This is a genomic window from Candidatus Chlorohelix allophototropha (assembly GCF_030389965.1).
GTDB lineage: Bacteria > Chloroflexota > Chloroflexia > Chloroheliales > Chloroheliaceae > Chlorohelix > Chlorohelix allophototropha.
The window spans coordinates 1409384-1422144 of record NZ_CP128400.1 but is presented as its reverse complement, the minus strand read 5'-3'; the positions used below and the strand labels follow the sequence as shown (position 1 = coordinate 1422144).

Genomic DNA, 12761 nt, shown 5'->3' with positions numbered 1-12761 from the left:
AGATACGTTCCTTCCTATTCCTACTAGAGCAAGAAGGAACGCATTATACTACTCTGGTTCAATCCAGCGCCCGTGCTGCTTGATTATGGAAATCAAACGGTCGACTGCCTCTTCGGTAGCCACGCCTTTTTCAACAGAGGTTTTGCCTACGAACAGGTTTACTTTACCCGGCGCGCCACCCATATAACCGAAATCGGCATCCGCCAATTCTCCAAGGCCATTGACGATACAGCCCATAATGGCAATTTTCACGCCTACCAAATGTCCGGTTTTGGCTTTGATACGAGCGGTGGTGCTTTGCAAATCAAAAAGGGTGCGACCACAGCTAGGGCAAGCGATAAACTCGGCTTTGCTGCTGCGCGCCCCTGCTGCCTGTAAAATGTTAAACGCCAGTTGTATTTGCTGTTCACCTGTAAGAGGGCTATTATCGCCTTGCATTACCTGTATGCTATCGCCAATGCCATCGGCAAGTAGCGCACCGGTAGCGATGCTATCATTTATCAGGTAATCTTCAACTACGCCCTGCTTCAAACCGGGCGCTTCTAGGTGAATAGGGTAGTCCCAGCCCAATTCTTGCAGTTTTGCAGCCAATAAACGATAGCTCCAAATAGTACGCGCCGAACTGTCCAGACCCAAGCCTAACACTATTTCCTTTACACCTACCTCGCGACTGGTGTAAGCGGCTTCCAACAGGTTATCCAGTTCAGGAGTGTCATAACTGGTGACAGTGCTGTAAAGAGCGTTGCCCGATGCCACACTTTGCAGGAAAAGAGGCTTATCGTTGGCAACTGCTAGTTGTGCTACAAGACGTACTTGAGCGAGATTAGTAGTACCACTTTGTGAGTATAGCGCTAGCATGAAAGCATCTGCCCCGGCTGCTAAGGCGATTTGCGCGTCTTTTTCCTCATAAACTTGAGCCAGTAGAGGTAACTTATCTCCTTGTGCTTTTTTCAGTTCGATTATTTCAGAGGTAAATTCATCTACCACATATATATCAGGTACGGTGGGCGCTTCGGTAGAGGTCTTTTTCTTGCTACCCGCCAAAGGCAATTCGCGGTTGGCTTTGAGCAACTCTTCAAGTCGTGTTTGGGTAAGCAACGCTATTACTTGCGGCACATTCTCGCCACCTAGACGAACACTACCAACCTGTACTACTCTGGAACTACGGCGCACAAAATGGTAAGGGTCACGTCTGTCGGGAATAGTCTGCGAAGCTTCCAGATGGGTAAAAGCTTCCGGCAAAATAGTTGGGGTTTCGTCGGTTGCAGAGGCTTTTTCGAGAATAGACCCATCAATCCGAGAATAGCGACGCGCCAACCGAACAGCTACCGGGATTTCCAATTCAGGGTCTTCGGTGAGAGAAACACGAATAGTATCACCCAAACCATCCTCTAGCAAAGAGCCAATTCCGATTGCACTCTTTATGCGCCCGTCCTCACCATTTCCGGCTTCGGTAACACCCAGATGCAAGGGATAATCCCAACCACGCTCATCCAGTCGCGCTGCCAACAAGCGGTATGCTTGAATCATTACTTTGGGATTGCTGGCTTTCATAGAAAAAATAAGGTCGTGGAAATTGTATTTGCGGGCGACTTCGGCAAATTCAAGCGCAGATTCAACCATCCCTTCAGGAGTATCCCCAAACTGGTTCATAATCCGGTCACTAAGTGAACCATGATTAGTACCGATACGGATGCTGCGCCCTAATTCTTTGCAACGCTCCAGCAAAGGCGCGAATTTTTCCTCAATCTTGTCCAGTTCGGCACGATATTCATTAGCGGTATAGTCACGCTCGGCAAAACGCTTGGCATCGGCAAAGTTGCCGGGATTGATACGCACCTTGTCAGCCCAACGCGCGGCTTCCATAGCAGCGTTCGGGTTGAAGTGAATATCTGCCACCAATGGCACATTTATGCCTTTAGCGTCCAGCGCAGCCCGAATATTTTTAAGGTTCTCGGCATCTTTGGCAGTGGGGGTGGTAATGCGTACAATTTCGCAGCCAACATTAACCAGCCGTATTGCTTCCGCTACGGTAGAATCGGTATCCAACGTATCGGCGGTAGTCATAGATTGCACTCTGATGGGGTTATTCCCACCAACACCGATGTTGCCCACCCTCACCGTGCGGGTTTTGCGACGCTGGTAGCGATAAGCGTCAGCCACATACAAAAGTTTGCTGAAATCCTGCTTTGTATCTAATGACATTCTTGAGATTTCCTTACAATTTCATTGCCGTTTCCAAGCCATCTGCAACAGTATAAGACGCGCAATGGCTAATCGCAAGCGTATAAATTAAGAGTTCATGTAAATAATGAGGGGTTTTGGTATTAGAAAATTACTCTGGGGCGAAAGCCCATTTGAGAAAATCAGGTAAGACACTACTCCACGTTTCTGGATCGTGCTTGCCACCTTCTACCTGTACATAAACGATTTCTTCGTCCCTGCGATAACCCTTCAATTCTAGCTCATCAATAAGTTCAAGCGTATCCTGAATCGCGTCTATAACACCATTGTCGTCCCGATCGCTGGTTTCGTCTGCCGTCCCGGCTTGGAACCAGAATTTCAAACCTTCCCGCTTCTGGCTCTCCCGTACCACCTTATGCATAATACGTGAAGCCTGTTGAGCGCGCCAATCGGTATCATCGGTACGCCACCAGAAAGAACCGGAAAATACCCCAACCTTGCCAAAAAGAGTAGGATTGCGCCACGCAAGGTCAATCGCCGAAAGCCCGCCCAATGAAACGCCTGATATGGCGGTATTGGGTGCGCCCTTGCGAATCCGATAGTGATGCTCCATATAAATTAAGAGACGCTCAAGCACAAATTGCTCATATTCATGTGCTTTGGAACCGCGATTATGTGCATCTGGGATACCTACTACTCCGTAATCATGTACTCGGTCGTGGGAGGCGTGAATTGCTACAACTATAATAGGTTCTAGTTGCTGTAAACGATAAAGTTTTTCAAGGGTTTCTCGCATAAGCAACCGCGCCATATCCTGACCGTCATTCACATATAGCACTTTGTAAGTTTGATGCGGGCTGGAATCATAGCCCGGCGGCAAGAATATATCCACGCGATGGCGGTGCAAAATGTGGGGGAACTTTAATAAGTGTGTCGTTACAATCGAGACATGAGAATCGGGTTGGGGCTGCGAATTATTCGCGGATAGGGATGACAACGGCTAAATATAACCTCCAACAGGTCTTGAAACTTGAATTCAAAGTATAATCAGATGATTTTACCATACCAATGCACATGCTTGAGCCTTTTTTGCCTGTCTAGTTAGCCTTTGTTATAATCTGATACCGGAGGATATTCAAACTATCAAAGGTTTACCAACCAAAACTCCCCATAAAGCGTCTGGTACTTCCGAACCAACGCACCTTGCTCTAACTATATTTTTCGAGGCGAGCTTTAGCATATGCCTAATTCTCGGTGCGCTCGGTCTAATTATTGCCCTGAAAATACCAGCTTCAATATGGCGTGGGCTTGATGCACTGATTCGGCTGGATTTTGACCCCATCAGAATTGATGAACGAGGCAGCCCGTTGGATGAGTTACACAGCCCCTTCCCGCTTTTTCCACTGCTAGTAGTCGGTTTGTGGCTGGTGGGCGCTTTTGGGCTGTTATCGGTACGAAAGAGTGCGAAAGTCAAAATTGAGTTTGCCGCATTCCCCATAATGCTCCAAAGCCGTATGCTTTGGGGATTAGGGCTGGTAGGAGCGTTAGCAGCAGGCTGGGCAGTACGCGCCACCCAATTGTTGCCCGATAGCGCGGGACGATGGTCTGCCTCCAACTATGACGAAATGGTGTACTTTAGCGCCGCTTCTCAATTGGCGCAAGGACATTTACCCTATCGCGATTTTTTTCTGGCACATCCACCGGGCGCGCTGCTAACACTTGCGCCTATTATCAAGCTATTCGGCGCAATGGGTGGCGCAGATGCTTACGCCGCTTTACGCTGGCTAACCGTTATTGCCGGATTGATCACCTGTGCCGGAGTTGCATGGGCTGGCTCAAGAATGTGGGGCAATAAAGGGATATTGTGGGGCTTACCCGGAATAGCTGCCGCGGTGCTGCTGGCAGTAGATGTGCGTGCCTCCCAAATCGCGGTGCTGGAAACCATCTCAAATCTTTTTGCGGTCTTCGCTTTTATTTGCTTGCTCGAAGGCTTACGCAAGCAAATCAACCCGCTATGGTTTGCCGGGGCGGGCGCGCTGGCAGGAATGGCTTTCCTGAGCAAATTGCCCGGTGTGGCGGTAATTTTCGGCTTTCTGGTTTATCTAGCTTGGAAACGCAACTGGCGCGGGTTAGGCTTGACTGCCGCAGGATTTACGGGTTTGACTGCGCTTATTGTGGGCTTTTTCGGGTTTGCGGGTGGAATCGGTCAATTCATCCGACAGATTTTTTTCTTCCAACTATTACGCCCGCAGGAAGTAGCGGAGGGGCGCGACCAAATAGGACGATTGGCAGAAGAACCACAAGCCGCTTTAACCTTGCTGCTGGCAGGGATGGTATTTTGTATCATTGCGTGGCGGGTAATTCGCCGCCAAACAAGCAACGACCTGTGGATGATACCCGCCACATGGAGTTTTCCTTTGCTGGCTACCTTGCTGGTTGGTAAGAGTTTTCACCCTTGGTATTACGCGCAATTGGCTTTACCGCTTGCCTTGCTGGCAGGGGGGCTTTTTATATTTGAAGTTCGCAAGCCCGACCAGCAATTTTATACACTGGCGGCAACCGGATTGGTGGCGCTGCTATTGGTAGTTATGCCTCTAGCAGCGCGACAATGGCTACAGGGACAAAGCGTGACGGTTGATCGGGTTTATCACGCTTCGAGCGAGTATCTAAGGCAGCAACCCGATAGCAGCAGCATTTTGAGCTTTGACCCGGGTTTTGCCTTCCTCTCAGGACGTGAACCGACACGTACCCCCGATGGTAAGTTCCTAGTAGATAGCGCCGGTTATATGGTTTATCTTAACCTTGATATTGACCGACGCGGTTTAGGTGAAATGACCGGGCAAATATTTAATCTTAACCGTGAGCGTGGGCAGGTGGATGACACTTTCCAAAAAGGACGGGCGCAAGCAATTATGAGCGCGGCTGCCACTTCGAGCAGTTGGATTGCTCTGGATGGGAAAATTGCCCTTCCGCAACTCACCCCCGCTTCGGTAGAATATTTCCAGACGCTTACAGCCAAAGCCTTTACCTTTGATTACGTTGACCTTTACCGGAGTAGATTCCAGCCAGCGCCAACGCGCTTTTCAAACGGGCTAACCCTTTATAGTTTTGGGGCAAGTAGCAGTTTTCAGGGTAAAGCTAATTACGATCCGGTGGAAGCAGACGGGGTTTTGAGGCTGAACACGAAAGATAGCGGTACTCGTACACTAGATTTGCGGCTGGTCTGGGAAACAGTTGCTACCCCACTGCAACAAGCTAAGGTGTTTATCCATCTGATAGATGAAAAAACCGGGCAACGGGTAGCGCAACGCGATTTGTTACCGCTCGATGGTAAAGGGGATACCCGCACTTGGCGCAAAGGCGATTTTTATCAAGATGTGCATAGCCTTCCGCTACCCCCGAACCTGCCAATAGGACGTTATAAAATTATTGTAGGGCTTTACGATGCAGCGAACACAGCGCGAATACCCTTGGCTGATTATAGTGATGCCTACACTTTGGGATATGTCGAGGTAACTCCATAATTGAGCAAGGTTATTGCCAAACCGGAAAAAGCAGTTATCTCAAGCAATAAAATTCGCTTATGGCTAGCTTCATCATGGCGTGACGAAATGAGCCTCTGGCGCAAAGCTCTTTCATCTCCCGCGCTTTACTTGCTAGTGCTGGTATCGGTTGGGGTTTTTGTGCTTTCGTGGCAGCCCGGTTGGAATTATAACCTCGATCAGAATAGCCATTTTCGACTAGATGAACCCTTTGTGTCAAAGTTCAACGGACGCGAACCGACTACCCCAACCCCAAATGTGCCAAATTCGCGCTGGACTCGCGGCGAATCCTACCTTAATTTTATGGGAGTCGGGAAGCATGAATACGGCTTAAGGCTAAAACTCCAACCCGGTGGCAACCCGAATCCTAACCTAGACCTGTATGTTTATGCCAATGAAACGCTCATCGGCTATTACAAGATTGACTCCGGCAAGGTAGATTATGATTTCGTTATACCCGCTTCTGCCATCACTGGTATATATGGTGATCTGCGCCTAACTCTTAAAACCACGCCTTTTTACCCACCCGACGACCCCCGCGAACTTGGGCTGGTTTTCTGGGGTGCGGAAATCACAGCGATGGGCACTAGCTTCACCTTACCGCCCGTTACGCAACTGTTGTACTTGCTGGCAACAGTATTATTCACGTACCTGATTGTCACCAGAGCGGGCTTAAACGGTTGGGTCGGATTTGGCACAGGTGCAACCGTGTTGGCAGTAATGGCTTATGTCATTGCCACACCTGCCCGTCCGTGGCTTACCATCTTCTCTGCCAAACTGTCCTTTGCCTTCTTTTTGGCATTGCTGGCGTTGGTGATACTGGATTTGCCGATGCGTGCGGTGTGGCAATATCGGTGGGAACGCGCGTGGGTGTTGAGCTTTTTCGGGCTGGCGCTGGCAATCCGCTTCGGTGGAACGTTGCATCCTCATATCCAAATGACCGATATGGGCTTTCACTATAACCATTTCCAGATGCTGTGGGACAAAGGACTATTCTTCCAAAAAATACAATCGGCAGAGTGGGGGGGCAAAGAAACCTATTATCCCACCACCGGATATTTTATGATGGGTTTGTTCCAATGGCTAATACCCGATGTCAACTTATTGCAAAAATTCTGGATGACCGCTTTCGATACCTCACGGGCATTGTTGGCGTTCTATCTAGTTAAAAAGACGGTGGGAGACGGACGCACTGCCGTATTTGCCGCTTTTTTCATGGTCACCATACCTGTAGCATGGATTTCAATCGGCTTCGGGCAAGTCTCCAATATGTACGGCGAGTGGCTGATGATGGTCGCGCTGTGTTTGGTGGCAGTTAAATATAAACAGTTAAATCGTCCTTTTTATTTCTTTATCCTCACGCTGACTTTGCTGGCTTCTTTCATGCAACATCCGGGCGTAACTATACTTAGCGGGGCAGTTTTCCTGCTGTTTGCGTTGGTACAGTGGTTCAGAGAAAGAAACGGAGCGAAATTTCTGGGACTGGCTTATCTGCTGGCATTGGTGCTTTCAATCGCCATTTACCATCGTCAAACACTGGTGGAGATGATTCCACAGGCGTTGGATACGATTAGCAGCAAAGTAAGCGGCACCGCCACAACTACAAAAGGCAATTTGCTATATGTGGGTGGTTCGGTAGCAGACCCTCGTTTGGGATTAATCCGCAAGCCTGTCAACAATTTCGGGGATTGGTTATGGGGAGGGTTGTCCGGTTTCTGGGCAGAGGGGCAGGTTTATTTCAATCTCATTCCCTTAATCTTTGCGCTCTGGGCTTTATGGTGGTTGTGGAATAACGGCAAGAATGGACTTCTTCCGGTGGAAACAGAGGACAATATAGAATTTCAGGAAGGGCGCGGTCGCTTATTACGGGTTAGTCTTAGCTGGTATGCCATTGCATTGCTCTTTGCAATACTCGGCTGGATAACCAACCTCTATGTACGTTATTCACTTTTTGCCTTACCAGTAGTCGCGGTAGGAGCGGGTATCTTTTCCTCAAGACTGTGGAAACGGCAAGGCTGGCGCGGTAAGTTGCTGGTACTACTTATCGCGGTATTCTTCGTGATTACCATCCTCGCACTCTGGTACGACCGGGTGATTTTCCGTTCCACCGAACTGAGAGATTGAATTAACGGGTGGTAGCTGTTTTCTAACCTCTTCCAACATCGATTCAAGCCCACTTATTTCTTCTGGTACAACCAGCAACGATAGCCAACCTTGTACCAGCCAATAATACCCGGTTAGTAATCGCACCGGGATTATTGCGCGGCGATTCCAGAAAGTGAATACCAACCACCCCACTAACGCAACCCCCATATTTAGCAAGTGCGATTCCTTGCGGCAGCGTGCCTCTACCAATGACTCGTAAAGCAATTCTTCCAGTTCACAATAGAGTTGAGGTGGGTTGGAAGGCAATTCGTTAGCAACGATTTGAGTACAATTCAACTGAAATTCGCTCAATACCCCATAATGATCGGTATAGGCGCGAGGTGCTTGTGTATTTATCTGGTTAAAACACAAAGCACTTGAAACTGGAGTTATACTAGATTCACTGCCTGCGCGATAAAGTATATAATCCAACCGCTTGGATGGCTCGCTCTTGTTTGAATAGGGATTATTGACCGAATAGGTGTAACCGGGGTCTTGCGGATTCAGTTCGGAATAACTATCCAACAGATTTGCCAAGTGGCGCAAAAGGCGATAGGGCAATTGATCAGGACGCATATTCAAATCGCCCATCAAAATAACGGGATATTTTCGATTTGCATGGGTATTTACAAACCTTGCGGCTTCGTAAGCGGCAGCGGCGCGATGGGCACGATATAAATCGTTACTATCTCCGGTGTATTGCGCTACCGGATGAATATTAAACAGTTCGACAAACCCGGTTGGAGTCTGTATCCGGGCATACCCGATACCTTTACCCCCGAAATAATCGAGTTCCTGGGGAACTCTTTCCGGGCGGGAGGTGAGCTTGAAGCGTAAAAAGGCAACATCTACCAATGGATAACGTGATAGCAATAACAAACCGCTACCATTTACACCCGATGCGAAATAATGCCAGTGCTTGAGTCCAGCACGTTTGCCACCTTCCACCAGTGTGCGTCGGTCGAGAGACAACCATGCTTCTTGAATCGCTACAACATCAGGCTTTAGCTCCAGCAAGTGCTGTGCGATTGCCGCAATGCGCATTTTACGTTCCGCTGTAAAAAAAGGCACGCCCCAGACGTTAAGAGTCAGGGCGCGCAACTTGGTTTCATTCGTAAGCAAATCGCTAATAGATGACATTCGGGGAGGTTACCGCACTCCAACGCTAGAATAGCGGCGTACAAAGCGGTTAATGCGCTCCATAGCTTCCTCTATTTTTGGCAGGCTGGTAGCATAACAGGCGCGAATGTGTCCTGCTCCGCTTGGACCAAACGAGTATCCCGGCACTACCGCTACATGTTCCTCTACCAAAAGTTTTTCGCAGAAATCATCTTCGTTCATACCAGTAGCCTTGATACTGGGGAAGGTGTAAAATGCGCCCTTTGGCTCAAAACATGGCAGCCCGATTTCGTTGAAAGATTTGACCATAAACTGGCGGCGACGATCATATTCCGCGACCATTTCTAGCACCGAATGTTCATTATTCTTCAGGGCTTCAATCGCGGCATGTTGTCCAGCAGTGGGAGCGCTCATAATTGCATACTGGTGAATACGGAGAGAAGCTCCGATAATATCGGCAGGAGCGCATACATAGCCAATACGCCATCCGGTCATTGCATAAGCCTTGCTAAAGCCGCCTAAAGTGACGGTGCGCTCTTTCATGCCCGGTAGTGCGGCGATGCAAATATGCTCAACACCATAAACCAAGCGATCATAAATCTCATCGCTGAAAACCAATAAGTCATGCTTCTTGGCAAATTCGGCAATTTCTAAGGCGCGTTGAGGAGTTAACACCGCTCCGGTAGGGTTGTTGGGATAACCCAGCAACAGCGCACGGGTGTTAGGCGTTACCCTCGCTTCAAGGTCGGCTACCGTCGGCATAAATTGTTCATCGACGCTGGTTGGTACATAAACCGGAGTTGCACCGGCAAAAATAACCGAAGGCGCGTATGATACGAAACTCGGTTCAGGTATCAACACTTCTTCACCCGGATTAAGCGAAGCTAAGCATACCGTTTGAAGGGCTTCACTCACCCCCACTGTGATAATCATCTCATGGATAGGGTCGTAATCTACTCCATAGCGATGATTCAAGTGCGCTTGCACAAGCTGCCGCAGTTCCAAAATACCGGCGTTGGAAGTGTAGCGGGTTTGACCTTTTTCGATTGAATCAACCGCTGCTCGACGAATATTATCGGGAGTTACGAAATCAGGCTCACCAACACCCAATGAAATAACATCCTGCATAGTGGCGGCAATATCAAAGAATCGCCGAATACCGCTGGGCGGCACAATGTCCATACGTTTAGCCACAAACTTTGCCATTACAATTCTCCCTCATCTTTTATGTAAAGTTAATTCTGGTATGCAGATAATTTTCCTATGGGTTGGTTAGCTTATTCAAGACCAATCTCAATGCGCTTGTTTACCTTACCCTTACTACGAGTACCCAAAACCTTTAGGGTTCCAAGCTCACGAATATTGGCAACGTGAGTGCCGCCGCAAAACTGCCGATCTAACCCGGCTATTTCCACAACACGCATTTTTTCTGACTGCGGTGGCATGGCATTAAGGGTACGCACCAATTCTGGCATAGTTGCCGCTTCTTCCTGAGTAACCAGACGTGGAATAGTATCGAAGGCTTTGGCAATTATCGCATTCGACTCTTTCTCAATATATGCCACCTTCTCCGGATTCAGGTCTTCTAAGGTCAAGTCTATGCGGGCACGATCAGTATAAATTTGACCGCCCGTAACCAATGCCCCGAAAGCGAGATAAGCCACGCCGTTAAGCACATGCAAGGCGGTATGATGACGCATAATTGCATAGCGACGCTCCCAATCGAGCGCACCTTTCAAGGACTGCCCTTTTAATCCGGTTGGTAACGCGCGGTCGAGCTTATGCCAAGTTAGCCCTTCCGAGCTATAGGCTTCGGTGACATTATAGATTTCACCATCAATCGTGAGAGTTCCGGTGTCAGTTGGCTGTCCACCACCGGGCGTAAAGAACAAGCTGCGATCGAGGGCTACAGCCAATCTATCCTCGCTTATAGTTACGATTTTGGCTTCAAATTCTTGTAAATAAGGATCTATGTAATACAATTTTTCGGTCATTTAAATTCCTTCAAATTCAATTTGGCAGTTAAGAAAACCGGAGAGTTGCTTTTATTTTAAGCTATTTTACCTGATTTATAGTGCGATGATTCGACTAATCCGAAATTAATAATTCAACCTGATGGCGTTGTGACCAGCGTACACCGCGCTTATAAAGCTGCAAACCGTTGTAATGATGAGGTTTATTACTGCGAGCTTGCTCAAGATAGTGCTGGAATTGTTCAACTGCTGCGCGATTCAACTGCCTTCCCAGTAAACGGATGGTAATTGCTGCCGCCGCCAGCGCATTCCTAGGCTCAATCCGGTCTATATCCTCAAAGAACCATGCACAACTGGTGTACATTTGATGTTTGTAAATCTGAGCCATCAACAAACGACGGGCAGCTTCCATATTTTTGTCCGAGGGCAAACGCAAGTGAATAGGCGCAAAGTCATTTTCATTCTGAAAGCCAAGATATACTTGTAGCCATTCGCGCAAGGCAGCATTCGGATCAACAAAAAGTTTTGGACTATTTTCATTAAACAGGCGGTCAGCTTCCATGCCCAGAACATTAAAAGCGAGACGCAAGTATTTTTTCCAAGATGTATCACCGGGAGTACAATCACAACCTTCGCCCCAACGTTTGACTCCGTGAAAACAACTCCAACTAGTATTTTCCAAGATTCGGATTTTGCGACGAGGTGGATGAGTACGCAACCAATGAGAAGGGAAAGTTACGTTAAAACCAGCCGCCTCAATCGAATGTTCTACCAGACGTTTCAGAAACAGGTCTCGGTAGGATTTATGGTGCCCGTAAAGTTCGCCATCGGTAGCAATAGTGATTAACTGATCTACCCCACGTTCAAGCTTATCAAGATTAACCTGAGGAGCAATCCAATTTTTTACAAAAGAATCCGCATCGGAAGTTGCACCGTGATCAAAAGACACGCCACCACTGAGAGGCGCATTGTAAAAAAAGACTATAATGCTTTTCCCATTTCGCAAAGTAACTTCATAAGGCTCGTTCGGGTCAAAGGTTTCGGGGATAATTGCATGTTCTAACGCAACAGAAGCAGCCCACTGCAAACGCTCATCTTGGTGGAATTGGTGGCTCAGGCTTCCTAATACATTGCTGCGCAGGCGCGTTTGCTCTAACTGATGTTCGAGAGGATCAATGGTTTCAACACTATCATGATAAGCTTGCCATGGGGCAAGTATAGTAAATTTTATACCGCAATCTGCCAATAATTCCAGTACGGTACTATTTACGGCTGCCTCAGCCAACCACATGCCTTCAGGCAAATGTCCGAATCGGCGCTGAAAATCGGCAATACCCCACTCAATTTGCACCCGCATATCTTCAGGTCGGGCAAGGGGCATAATCACATGGTTATAAACTTGCGCCAGCGCGTTACCATAACCGTATTTTTCAACATTTGAACTGTCGGCTTGAATAACATTGCGGTAGGTAACAGGGTCATTTTTTTCGAGCCAAGCCGCCAGCGTAGGTCCAAAGTTAAAACTGATATTGCGGTAATTATTCAACTTGGCATTAGGGCTATAACACTCTGCTGTAATCTTATCGTTAAAATTAGCGTAAGGTTCAGCGCCCGGCTCAGGCGGAATAAGCCCGGTGAAGGGGTTTTCCCTAGGCGGTTGGTAAAAGTGACCGTGTATGCAGATTTGTACACTGGAACTTTCGACTTTACCAGTCAAGAATGAGGTCTCCATAATTTTAAAATTTGATTGTGTCTATGCTATAATAGCATAAATTCGGGCTGCTCACCCGCTTATGGA

General features: G+C 48.0%; 8 protein-coding genes. 2 read left to right on the top strand and 6 right to left on the bottom strand.

Annotated features, from left to right (window positions below; all coding sequences use genetic code 11):
* Window positions 1–48: 48 nt before the first annotated feature.
* Both ispG and OZ401_RS18715 read right to left on the bottom strand, forming a co-directional pair.
* A complete protein-coding gene (gene ispG, locus OZ401_RS18720; protein WP_341470040.1) occupies window positions 49–2205 on the bottom strand; it encodes a (E)-4-hydroxy-3-methylbut-2-enyl-diphosphate synthase in 2157 nt (718 codons plus the stop codon).
* A gap of 130 nt (window positions 2206–2335) precedes the next feature.
* Window positions 2336–3181: an alpha/beta hydrolase gene (locus OZ401_RS18715; RefSeq protein WP_341470039.1), complete on the bottom strand. Its 846-nt coding sequence runs from the start codon at window positions 3179–3181 to the stop codon at window positions 2336–2338.
* Window positions 3182–3551: 370 nt separating this feature from the next.
* On the opposite strand from OZ401_RS18715, the gene OZ401_RS18710 reads away from it, so the two are divergent.
* Complete coding sequence (locus tag OZ401_RS18710; RefSeq protein ID WP_341470038.1) at window positions 3552–5708, top strand: glycosyltransferase family 39 protein; 2157 nt, start codon at window positions 3552–3554, stop codon at window positions 5706–5708.
* Complete coding sequence (locus OZ401_RS18705) at window positions 5709–7850, top strand: hypothetical protein (protein ID WP_341470037.1); 2142 nt, start codon at window positions 5709–5711, stop codon at window positions 7848–7850. It abuts the gene before it with no gap.
* Here OZ401_RS18705 and OZ401_RS18700 read toward each other — a convergent pair.
* The 4 genes from OZ401_RS18700 to OZ401_RS18685 form a co-directional block, all read right to left on the bottom strand.
* The gene (locus OZ401_RS18700; protein ID WP_341470036.1) at window positions 7764–9011 is read right to left on the bottom strand and encodes an endonuclease/exonuclease/phosphatase family protein; all 1248 of its coding nucleotides are present in this window, start codon (window positions 9009–9011) and stop codon (window positions 7764–7766) included. The genes OZ401_RS18705 and OZ401_RS18700 overlap by 87 nt on opposite strands.
* Before the next feature lie 9 nt (window positions 9012–9020).
* Window positions 9021–10196 (bottom strand): aminotransferase class I/II-fold pyridoxal phosphate-dependent enzyme, encoded by a 1176-nt coding sequence (locus tag OZ401_RS18695; protein WP_341470035.1) that lies wholly within the window; start codon window positions 10194–10196, stop codon window positions 9021–9023.
* Window positions 10197–10267: 71 nt separating this feature from the next.
* Window positions 10268–10984 (bottom strand): alanyl-tRNA editing protein, encoded by a 717-nt coding sequence (locus OZ401_RS18690; protein ID WP_341470034.1) that lies wholly within the window; start codon window positions 10982–10984, stop codon window positions 10268–10270.
* 94 nt (window positions 10985–11078) lie between these two features.
* A complete protein-coding gene (locus tag OZ401_RS18685; protein ID WP_341470033.1) occupies window positions 11079–12680 on the bottom strand; it encodes a DUF3536 domain-containing protein in 1602 nt (533 codons plus the stop codon).
* Window positions 12681–12761 lie beyond the last annotated feature (81 nt).

Coding starts and splice junctions, on each gene's coding strand:
- OZ401_RS18695 (WP_341470035.1), bottom strand. CDS start 10,196: ATGGCAAAGTTTGTGGCTAAACGTATGGACATTGTGCCGCCCAGCGGT.
- ispG (WP_341470040.1), bottom strand. CDS start 2,205: ATGTCATTAGATACAAAGCAGGATTTCAGCAAACTTTTGTATGTGGCT.
- OZ401_RS18700 (WP_341470036.1), bottom strand. CDS start 9,011: ATGTCATCTATTAGCGATTTGCTTACGAATGAAACCAAGTTGCGCGCC.
- OZ401_RS18690 (WP_341470034.1), bottom strand. CDS start 10,984: ATGACCGAAAAATTGTATTACATAGATCCTTATTTACAAGAATTTGAA.